Here is a 16,306-nt window from a genome sequence, read left to right on the forward strand (position 1 = left end):
GTGCGGTCAGCCGCTGACGCTGGGCGCGCCGGTCTCGAGGTGCCCGGTGAACCGCTGCGACCAGGTGGCGTCCGCGTCCACCGTGACGGTGAAGTCGTACCAGCCGTTGCCGTAGGCCACCGCGTTGAAGTAGTCGCTCACGCTGCCGCCGGCCGGCACCTGGTACGTCCAGGGGCCGTCGGTGCGGTAGTTGTTCGACGCGATGGTGAAGGTGAGCGGGGTGCTGCCGGAGTTGGCGAGCCGGAAGTAGAGCGCCAGCTTGCCGGTGCCCGGCTCGACCGCGTACGAGGCGGTGACGGCCGCGTTCTTGCCCGCCTTCGTGGCGTCGCCCTTGAAGCGGCGCAGGAAGCGGTTGGGGCCCACCACCGTGAGGTCGTACGGGCCGCCGCCGAAGCCGGTGCCGCAGTTGAAGAAGTCGCTGGTGCTGCCGCCCGGGTCGACGGTGTACTGCCAGGGGCCGCCGCTGCGGTAGGCGTTGGCGTAGGCCGCGAAGTGCGCGGACTTGGTGGCGGCCGCGCCCTGGTTGGCCATCGCGATCCAGACCTTCATCACCCCGCCGGAGCCGAACTCCAGGTGGTCCAGGTTGGCGTTCGGCTGGTACGGCAGGGCGCGGGCCTGCCGGGTGCCGGACTCCTGGAGCGGCAGCTGGTTGTTCACCGGCGCCGGGTTGGGCAGCGGGCCACAGGCGGACAGGCCGATGGTCTGCGAGGTGTCCGGCAGCGCGGGCAGGCCGTAGACCGGGTTGGCGAAGTCGAAGGCGCTGGTGAGGTCGCCGCAGACGCGGCGGCGCCAGTCGCTGATGTTCGGACAGGTGGCCGGGGTGCCGAGGGCGGTGGTCCAGGCCTCCAGGAAGCGCAGCACCGAGGTGTGGTCGAAGGTCTCGGAGTTGACCCAGCCGCCGCGGGTCCACGGCGAGACCGCGATCAGCGGGACGCGGAAGCCGAGGCCGATGTTGGTGCCGCTGTAGAACTCGCCGGGCGTGCCGGCCGGGGCGACCGGCGGCGGGACGTGGTCGAAGAAGCCGTCGTTCTCGTCGTAGTTGACGAACAGGACGGTGGAGTTGAAGACGTCCGGGTTCGCGTTCAGCGCGTCGACCACGTTGTGGACGAAGTGCGCGCCGTCGGCCGGGGTGGCGTAGGGGTGCTCGGAGGAGGCCTGGTCCGGGACGATCCAGGAGACCTGCGGCAGGGTGCCGTTGAGCACGTCGGCCCTGATCGCGGCGACGATGTCGTCCGGGGTGCGGCCGGTGACCTTGGGCACCGAGCCCATGCCCTTGACGGCCAGCGGGCTGCCGGCCGGGGCGTTCGCGAACTGGGTGAAGTAGGCCAGCGCGTTGTCGCCGTAGTTGTCGGCGGCGTTCTGGTAGACCTTCCAGCTCACGCCGGCGTTCTCCAGCGCCTCGGCGTAGGTCTGCCAGCGCAGGCCCTTCTCGTCGCCGCCGTCGTAGGCCGGACCGCCGGCGGCGCCGGCCGGGTCGATCTGGCCCGACCAGTGGTAGGTGCGGTTGGGGCCGGTCGCGCTCAGCACCGAGCAGTGGTACGCGTCGCAGATGGTCCAGTTCTCGGCCAGCGCGTAGTGGAACGGGATGTCCTGGCGGGTGAGGAACCCGAGGGTGCGGACGTTGCCCTTGGCGGCGACCCAGGAGTCGAGCTTGCCGCCGTTCCAGGCCTTGTGCTGGTCGCTCCAGCCGTGCGCGAGGTCGCCGTTGCACTGGGCGAGGCGCTCGGGGTCGGCCCCGCCGGCCGGCTTGGTCTGGCTGAACTGCCACGGGTACTGGCGGCCGAGCCCGTTGGGCTGGTTGAAGACGCTGTAGCCGCCGGAGATCTGGATGGCGCTGCGGTCGGCGAAGCCGCGCACGCCGCGCAGGGTGCCGAAGTAGTGGTCGAAGCTGCGGTTCTCCTGCATCAGGATCACCACGTGCTGCGCGTCGGCGATGGTGCCGCTGTGCCGGAGGCCGGCGGTGGCGGCGGTGGCGGCGGTGGCGGCGGTGGCGGTGGTTCCCGCGGTGCTCGGGGCGGCCCCCGCCGCCCCGCTGCCGGCCACGGCGAGGCCCGCCGCCGCGGCTCCGGACAGCGTGACGAACTTCCTACGACTCAGCTCGGCCATCAGTCCGGCCCGTCCCTTCGCTGGCGATGTTGTGTACACAAGTCGGGGCTCATCGATCGCGCAGCATCTTCCACCGCGGCCCGAGCGGCCCACCAGATGCCCGCGGCAGGGTTGGTGGACTGTTCGTCCGGCGGTCACCGAACGACGGCGGGCTGAACGGGCGGCGGAAACCCCGGGGAGGGACGGCGGGGGCCTGGCCCGGAGGGACGGCGGGGCCGGGGTCAGCGGTCCCGCACCGTGATCCCCAGGGCGTGGGCGAACTGCGGCGCCAGCTCCAGCAGCTGGGTGGAACTGATGACCGCCCCGCGCAGCCCCTCGTGGCCGTCCGCCAGGCCGAGCCGGGCGGCGTCGCGCAGGTCGGCCCCGCTCAGGGTGGCGCCGCGCAGCCGGACCTCCTCCAGCGTCGAGCCGGGGAAGGAGACCTCCGTCAGCCTGGCCCCGCCGAAGTCCACGTCGCGCAGCAGGCAGTCCTCGAAGACGACGTCCCGCAGGACCGCGGCCCGCAGGTTGACCGCCTCCAGCTTGCAGCCCCGGAACACCACCCGGCGCAGCGCCGAGCCGTGCGCGGCCACCCCGGCGAGCACCCCGCCCAGGACGGCGGTGTCCTGCCACTCGGAGTCGCTCAGGTCGCAGGCCACCCAGCGGCCGGCCTGCACCCAGACCTCGTTGAACCGGGCCTGGCGCAGCTTGACCCCGCTGAGCGCGACCCCGGTGAAGGCGCACTCCAGGAAGGCCGCCCCGGCGGCCGACTCGTCGGTGTGCTCGCCACCGTCGAAGTGCACGGTGTCGTAGTGCTCGTCGCTGCGCAGCGCCCCCGTGTGCGGGCTGAGCAGCTCCGCGTAGGGCAGGTCGGCGAGCTGGTCGGGGACGGAGCGCGGCATGGCGGGCACCTCACGGTCGGGCGGCACGGACGACCGGAGCGGTCGGCGCCGGCCGGAGCCGTCGCGGCGGTCGGACGGATCTCGTCCGCATGCTCGCACGCGGCACCGACAACGCCCCGGAGCACGCCGGGCGCCCGGCCCGGGCGACGCGCGGGGCCGCGACGCCGGGCAGGAGACGGGCAGGAGACGGGCCGTGACGCGCGGGCGCCCCGGCCCGGCCGCTGCGGACGGCGGCCGGGCCGGGGCGGTCACCGGGGGATCAGCCTCGCGCCCAGAGGGAGTTGACGCGGCTGCGCTCGGTGCTGTTCGGGTAGGGGTTGGTGCAGGAGGTGCCGGGGCCGCCACCGGACATCAGCTCGCTGCACGGGCCCGAGTAGTGGTCCGGCAGGCCGAGCACGTGCCCGGTCTCGTGCGCGGTCACCCGCACCGAGTTGTACTGCCGGTTCTGCTGGTAGTCGAGGAAGATGTAGCCGCGCCCGTGGCCGTCGGTGCTGGCGTAGGAGCCGCGGCTGTCGTTGCCCTCGTAGTAGCGGAAGTCGGCGGCCGAGCCGGAGCGCAGCTGGACGTTGCTGACCGAGCTGTTCCAGATCTGTGCGGCCTGGGAGATCTGGTTGCGGAAGCTCGGCGCCGAGCTGGCGTCGTAGGTGACGACCACGGTGGCCAGGTTCGGGTTGGCGGCCTGCTTGGCCTTGGCGGAGGCCATCACGGCCTGGAAGAACGCCTGGTTGTCCGCGGTCTCGGCGGCCGAGCCGGCGTACGTCGAGGCGGTGTAGCCCTGGACGGCCGCGGCGGGGGTGGCGGCGGCCGCGGCGGTGGTGGGCAGCACGGCGAGGCCGGCGGCGAGGGCGAGGCCCAGGGTGGCGGACAGCACGGATCGCTTCATGTGGGGGCTCCGATTCCGGTGGTGTCCGGCCGGGTTGGGGGCCGGCTTGGGGGGACACCTGGTCAGCGGGTGATGTCCCAGAGCTTCGGGCAGCCCGGCGGGCGGGCGGATGATGTCAACCGGTGATAGCCCGACCCAATACCCCTTCGGGCGGCGGGATTTGGAACGTCCTTTTCCTCGCCTTGACCCGCGCGTGCCCCTGGCTTTCGGTTCCGCCGGGGGCTAGGCTCGGCGCGGGGAAGTAACCGAAGCGGCGGGCCGCCCGATTCCGGCCGGGCGGCCCGCTGCTCCCGAGGCCGGCGCCGACTCGGCTGCCGGGGCGCGTGTTCGCCGGCGGTGCCGGTCAGTTCGCGGGCGCGACACCGTTCGCCCAGAGGGCGTCGACCTGGCCGCGCTCGTTGCCGTCGGGGTAGGGATTGGTGCAGGACGGGCCGGGGCCGCCGCCGGACATCAACTCGCTGCACGGGCCCGAGTAGTCGTCGGGCAGGCCGAGCACGTGACCGGTCTCGTGCGCGGTGACGCGGAGCGAGTCGTACTCCTGGTTCTGCTGGTAGTCGAGGAAGACGTAGCCGTGGCCGTGGCCGTCGGTGCTGGCGTAGGAGCCACGGCTGTCGCTGCCCTCGTAGTAGGAGAAGTCGCCGCCACCGCCGGTCTCCTGGAGCTGGACGTTGCGCACCGAGCTGTTCCAGATCTGCGCGGCCTGGGCTATCTGGCCGGTGAAGGAGGGCGCGTTGGCGGTGTCGTAGGTGACGGTGACGGTCTGCAGCCACGGGTTCGCGGCTCGCTTGGCCCGGACGGAGGCCGTCACGGCCCGGAAGAACGCCTGGTTGTCCGCGGCCTCGGCGGCCGAACCGGCGTACGCCGGGGCGGTGTAGCCCTGGACGGCCGCGGCGGGCGGGGCGGTGGCGGGTGCGGCGACGGCGGTGGCGGGCAGGCCGGCGAGGCCCGCGGCGAGGACCAGGCCGAGGGCGGCGGACAGCACGGATCGATTCATGTGGGGGCTCCGGATTCGCGGTGCGCCGACCGCCGGACCGGTGGGGGCCGGACGCGGCGGCGGCGGACGGTGGGGCGCCCCGACCGGAGGCCGGGGCGGATTCGCTGCACCCGAGCTTCGACCCGTCCGCGCCCGGCGCGGATGATGTCAACCGGCGATAGCGCGGCCGCATACCGGCGGTCCCCGCCGCTTGACCCTCTGTCATGTCCTTGGCGAGAAAGGCCGTCGACGTCTATGCTCCCCGGGTGGAGCTCGACGTGAGACACCTCCGGGTGCTGTGCGCGGTCGCCGACGCCGGCAGCCTCCGCAAGGCCGCGCTCCAACTCGGCATGACCCAGCCCTCCCTCACCACCCAGCTGCACCGCATCGAACGGGCCGTCGGCGGTGCCCTGTTCACCCGCGAGCAGACCGGCAGCCGGCCCACCGCGCTCGGCCACTCGGTGCTGTCCCGGGCCCGGCCGGTGATCGCCGAGATGGCCGCCCTGGTCGCCGCCGCCCGCCAGGAGGCCCGCGACGCGGCCGGGCCCGGTCGGCAGCGGCGGCTGCGCATCGGCAGCGTGGGCAGCCGGGCGGTCGCCGCCTGGCTGCGCCGGGTCCACGAACGGCTTCCGGAGACCGACACCACCATCCACGTCGACGTCTCCGCCAGCGCGCTGCTGCGGCTGGTCGCCGCCGACCAGCTGGACGTAGCCTTCGTGAACGAGAGCGAGGGCTTCCCGCTGCGGGTGCCGCCGGACGCCGAGCACCGGGTGCTGATGGCCCGGGAGCCGCAGTTCGTCGCGCTCGCCACCGGCCACCCGGCCGCCGCCCGGACGGTCGTCCACCTCGCCGACCTCGCCGAGGACACCTGGATGGTCGACCCGACCGCCGACCACGAGTACGCGGCGATGCGCCGGGTGTTCAGCGAGGCCGGGCTCAACCCCCGGGTCGTCCAGGTCCGGGACAACGCGACCGCCGCCGAACTGGTCGCCTCCGGCGAGGCCGTCCGGCCGTGCCAGCCGACCTCCGCCCCCGGGCCGGGCACCGTGGTGCGCCCCGTGCACGGGGACCCGCTGGCCGTCCGGCTGCTGTTCACCTGGCGGGCGCGCTCGCTCAGCCCGCCCGCCCTGGACACGCTGTACGACGAACTGCGCGCCGCCTACCTGGACCTGGCCAGGGTCAACCCGGCGTACCTGGACTGGCTGGCCCGGCACGAGCCGGTCCTGCTGGAGTGCGCCTGACCGGACCGGCCGGGTCCCGCCAGAGCGCCCGACCCGGCCGGTCCCGCCCCGGCCCGGCCCGGTGCGGCCGGCCTCCCGGCGGCGCGGTCAGCCCTCGCGAGTGTGCAGCACCACCCCGACCGCCACGGTCAGCGCGCAGACCAGGCCCGCCGCGAGCACCCCGGAGCCGCCGAGCGCGGTGCAGGCCAGCACCAGCACCGCCCCCGCCGGGGCGAGCGCCTGCGCCAGACCGGCTTTGGTGTGCCGGGAGTGCAGCAGCCAGACGGTGAACAGGTAGAGCGCGGTGGGCACGGTGACGGTCGCGGTGGCCGCCGTCGCCGAGATCTCCGCCTTGTGCACGGCCGACTCCACCGCCACCTCCAGCCCGGTGCCGATCGCGGCGGCCGCGCCGAACACCAGGTAGTGGCCGTAGCCCCAGGCGAAGGCCTGCCGGTTGGAGCGCAGGTGCTCGTGCACCGACCGGGCGAAGTAGATCCACCAGGCGGAGAAGCAGATCAGCAGGCCGCCGGCCGCCACCGGCAGCAGCCGGCCCAGCCCCTCGTGCTCGTCCACCGCCGACTGCACCGCGATGGTCGCCGCCGCCACCGTCTCGCCGAGCACGATCAGGGTGAACAGCCCGTACCGCTCGGCGATGTGGTGCGGGTGCCAGGTGGTCTGCATCCGCAGCTCGGCCACCACCGGCACGGCCAGTTCGGCCAGCACGCCGATCGGGATGACGTACGGCCGGGCGGCGTCCGGCAGGAAGAGCAGCACCACCCAGGCGATCTGGCACAGCGTGATCCCCAGCGCGTACCGCAGTGCGACCCGCCTCGCCTCGCCCTGCTCGCTGGCCGCCGCGCGCAGCCACTGGGTGACCATCGCCAGGCGCATCACCACGTACCCGGTGACCGCCAGCGTCAGGTCCTGGGTGGCGAACAGGCGCGGCACCCCGGCCGCGAGGATCAGCACGCCGGCGATCTGCACCAGCGTGGTGATCCGGTACGGCACGTCGTCGCAGTCGTACGCGGAGGCGAACCAGGTGAAGTTCATCCAGGCCCACCAGATCGCGAAGAAGGCGAGGACGTATCCGCGCAGGCCCTCGCCGTAGTGGCCGGCCGCCAGGTCGTGGGCGAGCTCGCGCCCGGCCTGCCCGACCGCGACCACGAAGCAGAGGTCGAAGAAGAGCTCCAGCGGGGTGGCGACCCGGTGCGGCTCGTTGCGGTCGCGCGGGACCATCCGGCGCACCGGGCGCGGATCGGCGGGACGCGGGTGGGGGGCTGCGGCGGAATCGCTGGCCATCGGTGCTGCTCCGGGGTGGGAGGGGCGGGCTCTCCCGCGCATCCTGGCAGCGGCCCGGGCCCGGCGCACGCACCGGCGCGACGGGTCCGGCCGTTCGTACACCCGGGCACGATGTGCCGGTTCGCCCCTTTTTTCCTTGCCGTCAGCCGTAGTTGACGTCCGGGTGCGCGAACCGGGTGACAGCGCGACGGGTTTCCGGGCGCGCCCGCGCGCTGCGCGCGCGACCCGCCGGACCATCCGGCTAGATTCGTCCCCGGTTGGAAGAGCGCGGGCCCTGCGGGGCCCCACGACACGGGCGGCCTGCGGGCAACGCGGAAGGTCAAGGCCGGTGGCAGGACAGCGGGGGCGGCGCAGCCGACCCAGCCGTGTCCGCACCACCGGCCTCGTGATCACCGCGCTGCTCGCCAGCGCCTGCCGTGCGGCCGGTGCCGCCGCACCCGCGACGGGGGCTACTTCTCCCAGCCGACCTTGGCGTAGTCCTCCCCCGCGAGCCCGAAGGCGCCGTAGTTGGCGAGGCCCTTGCGCGTCGCCAGCACCACCGGCCGCTGGTAGAGCTCGACGGTGTGGCCGAGCTCCCAGATCTTCGCGTCCGCCTGGTTGTACAGCTTCGCGGCCTCCGCCGCGTCGACCGTCCCGGCCGCCTTCTTCAGCAGGTCGTCGATCTCCTGACTGCCCAGCCGGGACGGGTTGTTGAAGGTGTTGTCGCCCACCGGCAGGCGGAAGTTGGGCAGGCTCTTGGAGAGCGGGAAGGAGTCGGTGTTGCGCCAGCTCGCGATCTCGAACTTGCCCGGGTTCACGTACTTGGTGAAGAAGTCGTTGGACGGCACCTTGTCCAGGTCGACCTTGACGCCGGCCGCCTGCCACATCGCCGCCGCCGCGGTGGCCAGGTCGATCTGGGCCTGCGGGGTGGCGTCGTTGACCACCCAGTGCAGCTCCAGCGGCTTGCCGTCCCGGGTGCGCGGCTGACCGCCGCCGGCGTCCTTCCAGCCGGCCTCGTCCAGCAGCTTCCTGGCCGCGGCGAGGTCGAACCTGGCCCACTCGCCGGAGTTGTCCTGGTAGCCGGCCTGGTTGGGCATGAGGATGTGGTTGCCGAGCGGCTTGAACTCCACCGGCACCCCGTTGTTGGCGATCTTGATCAACGCGGACCGGTCGAGCGCCTTGCCGAGCGCCTGGCGGACCTTCTGGTCGGCCAGCGCGCCGCCGCCGCCGAAGGATATGTGCACCTCGTCCCACGGGCTCGCGCTGCGGATCACGGTGTCCTTGGCGTCCTTGAGCTGCCCGTACGCGGTCGCGGTGCCGGCCGTGGCGAGGTCGATCTCGTTGTTGAGGTACGCCTGGGTGGTCGCCGACTGGGACATCACCCGGAAGGTGATCCGGTCGAGCTTGGCCCGGGTGCCCCACCAGGCCGGGTCCGGGACGAGGGTGAGGGTCTGCGCGGTCTTGTCCGCCGATCCGACCTTCAGCGCGCCGGCGGTGATCGGGATCCTGTCCACCCAGCCCTTGTTGAAGTCGTCCGGGGTGGCGATGCCGGCCGCCGGGATCAGCGGGCGGAACAGGTTCTGCCAGTCCGCGTACGGCTCCGAGAAGGTCACCTTCACCTCGGACGGGTCCGCGCCCTGCTCGACGGCGGAGATCTGCTCGTAGCCGGAGGGGTCGGAGATGTTGTACGCCGGGTCCTTGCCGTTGCTGGTCTGCCAGTCCGCCTTGAAGTCCAGGTAGCTCAGCGGCTTCCCGTCCGACCACTTGGCCTTGGGGTTGAGCTTGTAGGTGATCACCTGCGGCGAGGTCGAGGTGACCTTGGCCTCCAACAGGTAGTCGGTGTTCGGCAGGAAGCTGCCGGAGGGGTCGGTGTTGAACAGCGACGGCTCCAGCGCGCGCATGATCGAGACCGCGTCGCCGTAGGTGCCGTCCACCTGGAACGGGTTCCACTGGCTGATCCACTGGTAGAGCGGCAGGCGCAGCTCGCCGCCGTCCTTCACCTGGTCCAGCGGCTTGGCGTTGATGTCCTGGGAGTCCTGTCTCGGCGGCTCGCTCTTGGCCACGGTGTCGGCCGACCCGCCCCCGCCCGAGGTGCACGCGGTGACCGCCAGCGCGACGGCGGCCGCGAGGGCGGTGGCCCGGCCGAGTCGGCGGGCCGTGGTGGAAGCGTCCATGGGAGTCCCCCTGGTGAGTTCTTCTGAGTTCTTCAGAGCGGGAGTTGGGCCGCGCGAGGTGTGGCGGGGCTTGAGCGTGGGCAGCCAATTCGGCACCGGGCCAGCAGAACGTAACAGCGGATCAGATCCGCCACCAGGGGGAGGAACGCACACCTGATCCAGACGTCACACGCGGCAACACCACCGCAACACCCCGGCCGTGCGCCGGTGCAAGACTCTGACCTGCTGTTTCCCAGAGGGCCCGGACCGGGCCTCCGACCGAAGGCCACCACCCGATGCCCACCAGACGCGTCGGCCCCGCCCCCGCCACCCCGGGCGGACGCTGATGCTCCGCTACCTGGCGAAGCGGCTGAGCTACTACGCCGTGCTCCTGATCGCCGCCGTGTTCCTGGCGTACGCGATATCCGCGACCGCCCTGCAACCGCGCACCTACTTCGACGCCAAGGTCCCGCGCCCCGCCGCCGAGTCGGTGGAGCGCCAGCTCACCGCGCTCAACCTGAACGACCGCACGCCGGTCGTCGAACGCTTCGGCCACTGGGCCGGCGGCCTGCTCCGGGGCGACCTCGGCCGGACCATCCACGACACCCCGGTCACCGACGACTTCGGTCGCCGGGTCTGGGTCTCGCTGCGCCTGCTGCTGGTCGGCAGCCTGCTCGGCATGCTCCTCGGCGTCGCCGTCGGGGCGTGGGGCGCCGTCCGGCAGTACCGGTTCTCCGACCGGCTGCTCACCGTGACCTCCTTCGTCCTGCTCTCGACCCCCGTCTTCCTGGTCGCCCTGTTCCTCAAGAACGGCGCCATCGCCGCCAAGGACGCGGCCGGCCACGACGTCGTCCCGTTCACCGGCTACGAGACCCCCGGGCTGACCGGCGGACTCGGCGCCCACCTCGCCGACTGGGCGCTGCACCTGCTGCTGCCCACCGTCTCGCTCGCCCTCGGCGGCCTCGCCACCTACAGCCGCTACCAGCGCGGCACCATGCTCGACGTGCTCGGCTCCGACTACCTGCGCACCGCCGAGGCCAAGGGCCTCACCCGGCGCCGGGCGCTGCTCAAGCACGGGCTGCGGACCGCCGTGATCCCGATGTCGACGATGTTCGCCTACAGCTTCCTGGGCGTCTTCACCGGCGCGATCTTCACCGAGACCATCTTCGGCTGGCACGGCATGGGCGAATGGCTGATCCAGTCCATCAACGAACAGGACGTCAACTCCGTGGTGGCGGTCAACCTGTTCACCGCCGTGGTCGTCCTCGCCTCCGGCTTCCTCGCCGACACCCTGCACGCCGCCCTCGACCCGCGCGTGCGGTCCTGACCGGAGGTGACCTGACGTGACCACCATCGCCGCGGAGCCGGCCGCGCCCGCCCCCACCCCCGCGCCGCGGACCGCCGGCCGCGGGCGGCTCGTCCTCGCCCGGCTGCTCGCCGCCCGCGGAGCCCTCGCCGGAGCCGTCGTCGTCCTGCTGCTGTTCGTGCTCGCCTTCGGCGGGCCGTACCTCACGCCCTGGGACTACGCCACCCCCGACTTCACCGCGCTGCACCGACCCCCCTCCGCCGAGCACTGGTTCGGCACCAACGGGATCGGCCAGGACGTGTTCGCGCAGACCGTCCGGGGCCTGCAGAAGTCCCTGGTGATCGGCCTGCTGGTGGCACTGTTCTCCACCGTGCTGGCCTCCCTGGTCGGCGCCTGCGCCGGCTACTTCGGCGGCTGGACCGACCGGGTGCTGATGTTCCTGGTGGACCTCCTGCTGGTCTTCCCGAGCTTCCTGATCATCACCGTCGTCTCGCCCCGGCTGCGCAGCGCCGGCTGGATCGCCTTCGTGCTGCTGCTCGCCCTGTTCAACTGGATGATCACCGCCCGGGTGGTCCGCTCGATGACCATCTCCCTGCGCGAGCGCGAGTTCGTCCGCGCCGCACGGTTCATGGGCGTCCGGCCGCTGCGGATCATCACCCGGCACGTCCTGCCGAACGTCGCCTCCTTCCTCATCATCGACGCGACCATCGCCGTCGGCGGCGCCGTGATGAGCGAGACCGCGCTCTCCTACTTCGGGTTCGGCGTCAAACCGCCGGACGTCTCGCTCGGCACCCTGCTCGCCGCCGGCACCAGCGAGGCCCCGGTCTTCCCCTGGATGTTCTACTTCGCCGCCGGACTGCTGGTGCTGTTCGTCCTCGCCGTCAACCTGATCGGCGACGGGCTGCGCGACGCCCTCGACCCCACCGCCGGGAGCGCGCCCCGCCGCCGCTCCGCCCGTAGGAAGCGCCCGTGACCACCACCGTCGACACCCCCCTGCTCGCCGTCCGGGACCTCCGGGTGGACTTCGCCGGGCCGCACGGTCCGGTCCCCGCCGTCCGCGGGGTGGACCTCACGCTGCGGCGCGGCGAGACCCTCGGCATCGTCGGCGAGTCCGGCTCCGGCAAGTCCGTCACCGCGCTGTCCGTGCTCGGCCTGCTGCCCGGTACCGCCGAACTCCGCGGCTCGGTGCGCCTGGACGGGCGGGAGCTGGTCGGACTGCCCGGCCGGGAGCTCGCCGCGATCCGCGGCCGCCGGGTCGCGATGGTCTTCCAGGACCCGCTGTCCGCCTTCACCCCGGTCTACCGGATCGGCGACCAGATCGCCGAGGCGGTCCGCATCCACCAGCGGGTCGACCGGGCCGCCGCCCGCCGCCGGGCCGCCGAACTCCTCGAGCTGGTGGGGATCCCCGACCCCGGACGGGCCCTGGACAGCTTCCCGCACGAGTTCTCCGGCGGCATGCGCCAGCGCGCCATGATCGCCATGGCGATCGCCAACGACCCCGACGTCCTGCTCGCCGACGAACCCACCACCGCCCTGGACGTCACCATCCAGGCCCAGGTGCTGGACGTGCTGCGCACCGCGCGGCGGGAGACCGGCGCGGCCCTGGTCCTGGTCAGCCACGACCTCGGGGTGATCGCCGGCATGGCCGACCGGGTCGCGGTGATGTACGCGGGCCGGGTGGTCGAGTCGGCCGGGGTGGACGAACTGTTCACGGCCCCTCAGCACCCCTACACCCTCGGGCTGATCGGTGCGGTGCCCCGGCTGGACGGGCGCGGCGGCGCCCTCGTGCCGATCCCCGGCACCCCCGCGCCGATGGCCGACCTGCCGCCGGGCTGCCCGTTCGCCGCCCGCTGCCCGATGGCCGAGGAGCGCTGCACGACGGCGGAGCCGCCGCTGACCGGGGGCGGAGCCGGGAACGGGGACGGGAGCGGAGCCGGGGACGGGGAGCACCTGGCGGCCTGCGTGCGCTCGGCGGAGCTGGCCGGGCGCCGGCCCGCACCAGCCGAGGTCTACCCGGTGCCGGCGCTGCCGCCGGCCGCCGCCGCCCCGGCGGACCGCGGCTCGCGGGCCCCGGTGCTCTCGGTCAGCGGCCTCGGAAAGACCTTTCCCCTCCTCAAGGGGACGGTGTTCAAGCGCCGGGTCGGCGAGGTCTACGCGGTCGACGGCGTCGACCTCGACCTGCGGGAGGGCGAGACCCTCGGCCTGGTCGGCGAGTCCGGCTCCGGAAAGTCCACCACCCTGTTCGAACTGCTGAACCTCGCCGCCCCGGAGACCGGCCGGATCGAGGTGCTCGGCCGCGACACGGCCGAGCTCACCCGGGCCGAGGCCCACCGGCTCCGCGCCGAACTGCAGATCGTCTTCCAGGACCCGATGGCCAGCCTCGACCCCCGGATGCCGATCGGCGACATCGTCGCCGAGCCGCTGCGCGCCCAGCACGCCGCCGCCGGCGAGATCGCCCGCCGGGTGCCCGAGCTGCTGCGCCAGGTCGGCCTCGACCCGGCGCACGCCGTCCGCTACCCGCACCAGTTCTCCGGCGGGCAGCGCCAACGCGTCTCCATCGCCCGGGCCCTGGCCGTCCGGCCGAAGCTCCTGGTGCTGGACGAACCGGTCTCCGCACTGGACGTCTCCATCCAGGCCGGGGTGCTCAACCTCCTCCAGTCGCTCAAGGCCGAGCTCGGCCTCTCCTACCTGTTCGTCTCCCACGACCTCTCGGTGATCCGGCACCTCGCCGACCGGGTCAGCGTCATGTACCTCGGACGGACCGTCGAACAGGGCGAGGTCTCCGCCGTCTTCGAACGCCCCCGGCACCCCTACACCCGGGCCCTGCTCTCCGCCGTCCCGCTGCCCGACCCGGCCGCCGAACGCGCCCGGGAGCGCATCCTGCTCGCCGGGGACCCTCCTTCCCCCACCGAGCGCCGCACGGGCTGCGCCTTCCGGACCCGCTGCCCGGTGTACGCCGGGCTCACCGGCTCCGCCGAGCGGGCGCGGTGCGAGCAGGAGCGGCCGGGCCTCGGGGACGGGCCGGGCCTCGGGGAGCGGCCGGGGGCTGCGGCCGGGGCGTCGGACCACCAGGCGGCGTGCCACTTCCCGGCGGCGTAGGCCGGCCGGGCCGACCGGCGGATCGTCACGGTGGGTGACCACTCGAAAGCGATTCGGCGGATCGGCCCGGCGCCGTGTAATGTTCTCCAGGTCAGCAGGCGCCGCTAGCTCAGTTGGTTAGAGCAGCTGACTCTTAATCAGCGGGTCCGGGGTTCGAGTCCCTGGCGGCGCACATGGCAAGGTCTCAGGCCGTCCACTCCGGTGGGCGGCCTGAGGCGTTTCCGGGCCGGGTGCCCGGGTGGCACCGGCGCCCCCGGGGGCGTCAGCCGGTGTCGAGGACGGCCGAGGCCACCGCGTCCGGGCGGTCGAACATCACCAGGTGTCCGGCGGGGGCGGTGGGGCGGTAGTCGGCCCCGAGCAGCGCGGCCAGCTCCCGCTGCCCGGCCAGCCAGGCCTCCGTCCGGCGGGTCCGGCACCCGTCGTCGGCGGCCAGCACCGTGACCGGCAGCCCCTCGGGCAACGGCCGGGCGGCGCGCAGCACGTCCAGTTCGGCGGCCATGTCGAGGTAGCTCGTGTTCTCCCGGAGCAGGGCGCGCAGCGACCGGCCCGTGCGGTAGCAGCGCCGGACCAGCGGCGGCGGGGCGAGGTCCTCGCGGCGGACGGTGCAGAGCCGGGCCACCGCCCGGCGGGCGGCCGGACCGAACAGGTACGGCACGGCCACGGCGGTGGCGGCCCCGGCGAGCGCCCTGGCCGCCAGGTCGCGGGCGGCGGGGGCCGGGTACGGCCGGGCCGCCGGCTCGACGCTGCCGTCGACCAGGACCAGCCCGGCGGCCCGGTCCGGGTGCACCCGGGCGAACGCCTCGACGTGGAAGGCGGCCAGCGAGTGGCCCACGGCGGTGCAGGGGCCGGCCAGCCCGAGCCCGTCCAGCACCGCGCGGATCCGCCCGGCCTCACCGGCCAGCGTCGGCACGGGCCGCCCCGCGGCGGGCTCCGGAGCGCTCAGCCCGTAACCGGGACGGTCGAAGCGGACGACGGTGCGGTACGGCGTGAGGAAGGGCACGACGAGGTCCCAGTCGAACCAGCTGCTGCCGAGGCCGCCGGTGAGCAGGCAGACCGGGCCGCCGCCCTCGACGCGGACGTGCAGCGGGACGCCGTCCACGCGCAGGAAGCGCGCCCGGGTGCGGGGGTCGGCGGGTGCGGTCATGTCGGGCCCCGGCCCCCCGGCCGACCGGCCCGCCGGTCCGCGCCGGGCTCCGGGGTCGCCGCCACCCCGGGTGCCCGGTTCGCCGCCGCGCCGACCGTCACGTCGCCCGTCGCCCCGACCCTCGCGTCCTCCGCCGCACCGTCCGGGCGGGCCAGGCCGCGGGCCAGCACGGCCAGCCAGCACGCGACCAACAGCACCTGGAGCCGCTGCCCGGCCCCGAGCGCCCAGGTGCCGCGACCGGCCTCGAAGGCGGCGATCGCGGCGAGGCTCCAGCCGGTGGCGAGCAGCTCGGCGCCGAGCAGCCACGGCCCGGCCCTGCGCACCGCCGGCCACCACCCGTACCGGCGGGCGGCGAGGGTGAGCACGGCCATTCCGGTGAGCGCGCCGAGCATGGCCAGGCTGCTGGTGACGGCGTGCGCGGTGTGGGTCGCCGGGACGAGCCCGGCGGTCTCCCGGGCGGCGCACATCTCGTCGCTGGTGGGGGCGCAGCTGAGCGGCAACCGGGAGTCGGCGGCCGTCGCCGCACCGAACAGGGCCAGGGCGGACCAGCCGACCAGGGCCTGTCGGCGCCCCGGGCGGGGAGCGCGGGGCCGGGCCCGGCCTCCGGCGAGCGCGGTGACGGCGGCGGCGAGCACGCTGAGCCCGGCGACCAGGTCGGTGGCCCGGAACAGGCCGCCCAGCGGCTGGTCCTCGGCCGCGAGTTCGCTGATGTAGGCCTGCACCGGGTCGAGTCCGGTGCTCAGCACGACCTCCAGCACCCAGGCCGTGTACGCCACGGCACTGAGCAGCAGCAGCGCGGCGGTCGCCGTCCGCGCGTTCGGGTGTCCGGGCTGGGAGCTGGGCACGGTTCCACCCTAACCGGCGGCGAACTGCACCCCAACCGGGCGGAAACGGACACCTCGGCGGCGGCACCGGCGGGGCGCCCTGGCGGCCCCCGGAGGCCGGTTCGAAGCACCCCCCGGAACCGTGTATTGTTTTCCAGGTCAGCAGGCGCCGCTAGCTCAGTTGGTTAGAGCAGCTGACTCTTAATCAGCGGGTCCGGGGTTCGAGTCCCTGGCGGCGCACAGACAGTTGGGGAGCCTCTCGCAACAGCGAGGGGCTCCTCAATTTTTTGGCCCTCGACGTCCGTTTTGCGTGTGATGTCGGTCTCGATTGCCGTTCCGGCGGAGCCATCCGGCCCGCCCGGCTCGTCCTGGGCAGTAAACCGGAATCGGGGCAAAGGTCCCCAACCGCCGATGTCCCCGTCTGTGCAGGCCGGTCCGT

General features: G+C 73.8%; 12 protein-coding genes and 2 tRNA genes. 6 read left to right on the top strand and 8 right to left on the bottom strand.

The window, feature by feature from the left end:
• Positions 1–6 precede the first annotated feature (6 nt).
• From ACIA8Q_RS17425 to snpA (ACIA8Q_RS17440), 4 genes are all read right to left on the bottom strand, one after another.
• Entirely contained in the window at positions 7–2,106 is a 2,100-nt protein-coding gene (locus ACIA8Q_RS17425; protein ID WP_396317405.1) for a phosphocholine-specific phospholipase C, read from the bottom strand.
• Positions 2,107–2,327: 221 nt separating this feature from the next.
• Positions 2,328–2,987, bottom strand: a complete 660-nt coding sequence (locus tag ACIA8Q_RS17430) for a pentapeptide repeat-containing protein (protein WP_360209337.1) — start codon at positions 2,985–2,987, stop codon at positions 2,328–2,330.
• Positions 2,988–3,246: 259 nt separating this feature from the next.
• Positions 3,247–3,870, bottom strand: a complete 624-nt coding sequence (snpA, locus tag ACIA8Q_RS17435) for a snapalysin (RefSeq protein ID WP_360209339.1) — start codon at positions 3,868–3,870, stop codon at positions 3,247–3,249.
• A 343-nt stretch (positions 3,871–4,213) separates the two neighbouring features.
• Positions 4,214–4,864 carry a snapalysin gene (snpA, locus tag ACIA8Q_RS17440; RefSeq protein WP_360209342.1) on the bottom strand — a complete coding sequence of 217 codons (651 nt, stop codon included), beginning with the start codon at positions 4,862–4,864 and terminating at the stop codon, positions 4,214–4,216.
• A gap of 245 nt (positions 4,865–5,109) precedes the next feature.
• Between snpA (ACIA8Q_RS17440) and ACIA8Q_RS17445 the strand changes: the two genes are divergently transcribed.
• On the top strand, positions 5,110–6,084 hold the full coding sequence (locus ACIA8Q_RS17445; RefSeq protein WP_360209345.1) for a LysR family transcriptional regulator: 975 nt from the start codon (positions 5,110–5,112) through the stop codon (positions 6,082–6,084).
• An 87-nt stretch (positions 6,085–6,171) separates the two neighbouring features.
• Here ACIA8Q_RS17445 and ACIA8Q_RS17450 read toward each other — a convergent pair whose 3' ends face one another.
• A complete protein-coding gene (locus tag ACIA8Q_RS17450; RefSeq protein ID WP_360209348.1) occupies positions 6,172–7,362 on the bottom strand; it encodes a low temperature requirement protein A in 1,191 nt (396 codons plus the stop codon).
• A 449-nt stretch (positions 7,363–7,811) separates the two neighbouring features.
• Positions 7,812–9,515 carry an ABC transporter family substrate-binding protein gene (locus tag ACIA8Q_RS17455; protein ID WP_360209351.1) on the bottom strand — a complete coding sequence of 568 codons (1,704 nt, stop codon included), beginning with the start codon at positions 9,513–9,515 and terminating at the stop codon, positions 7,812–7,814.
• A 325-nt stretch (positions 9,516–9,840) separates the two neighbouring features.
• On the opposite strand from ACIA8Q_RS17455, the gene ACIA8Q_RS17460 reads away from it, so the two are divergent.
• From ACIA8Q_RS17460 to ACIA8Q_RS17475, 4 genes are all read left to right on the top strand, one after another.
• On the top strand, positions 9,841–10,821 hold the full coding sequence (locus ACIA8Q_RS17460; protein ID WP_360209354.1) for an ABC transporter permease: 981 nt from the start codon (positions 9,841–9,843) through the stop codon (positions 10,819–10,821).
• A 16-nt stretch (positions 10,822–10,837) separates the two neighbouring features.
• Complete coding sequence (locus tag ACIA8Q_RS17465) at positions 10,838–11,773, top strand: ABC transporter permease (protein ID WP_387901394.1); 936 nt, start codon at positions 10,838–10,840, stop codon at positions 11,771–11,773.
• Positions 11,770–13,899 carry an ABC transporter ATP-binding protein gene (locus ACIA8Q_RS17470; protein WP_360209357.1) on the top strand — a complete coding sequence of 710 codons (2,130 nt, stop codon included), beginning with the start codon at positions 11,770–11,772 and terminating at the stop codon, positions 13,897–13,899. Before ACIA8Q_RS17465 ends, ACIA8Q_RS17470 begins: the two co-directional genes overlap by 4 nt.
• A 98-nt stretch (positions 13,900–13,997) precedes the next feature.
• Positions 13,998–14,071: transfer RNA gene (locus ACIA8Q_RS17475), tRNA-Lys, on the top strand.
• Between the two features lie 90 nt (positions 14,072–14,161).
• Here the strand turns inward: ACIA8Q_RS17475 and ACIA8Q_RS17480 are convergent.
• Together ACIA8Q_RS17480 and ACIA8Q_RS17485 are read right to left on the bottom strand one after the other, a co-directional pair.
• Positions 14,162–15,043, bottom strand: coding sequence for an alpha/beta hydrolase (locus tag ACIA8Q_RS17480; RefSeq protein WP_360209360.1), 882 nt, complete (start codon positions 15,041–15,043; stop codon positions 14,162–14,164).
• Positions 15,040–15,888, bottom strand: a complete 849-nt coding sequence (locus ACIA8Q_RS17485; protein WP_387901402.1) for a DUF998 domain-containing protein — start codon at positions 15,886–15,888, stop codon at positions 15,040–15,042. Before ACIA8Q_RS17485 ends, ACIA8Q_RS17480 begins: the two co-directional genes overlap by 4 nt.
• A gap of 145 nt (positions 15,889–16,033) precedes the next feature.
• Between ACIA8Q_RS17485 and ACIA8Q_RS17490 the strand changes: the two genes are divergently transcribed.
• Positions 16,034–16,107, top strand: a tRNA-Lys gene (locus tag ACIA8Q_RS17490).
• Positions 16,108–16,306: the final 199 nt, after the last annotated feature.

It is taken from the genome of Kitasatospora sp. NPDC051705, from assembly GCF_044453265.1.
Classification (GTDB): domain Bacteria; phylum Actinomycetota; class Actinomycetes; order Streptomycetales; family Streptomycetaceae; genus Kitasatospora.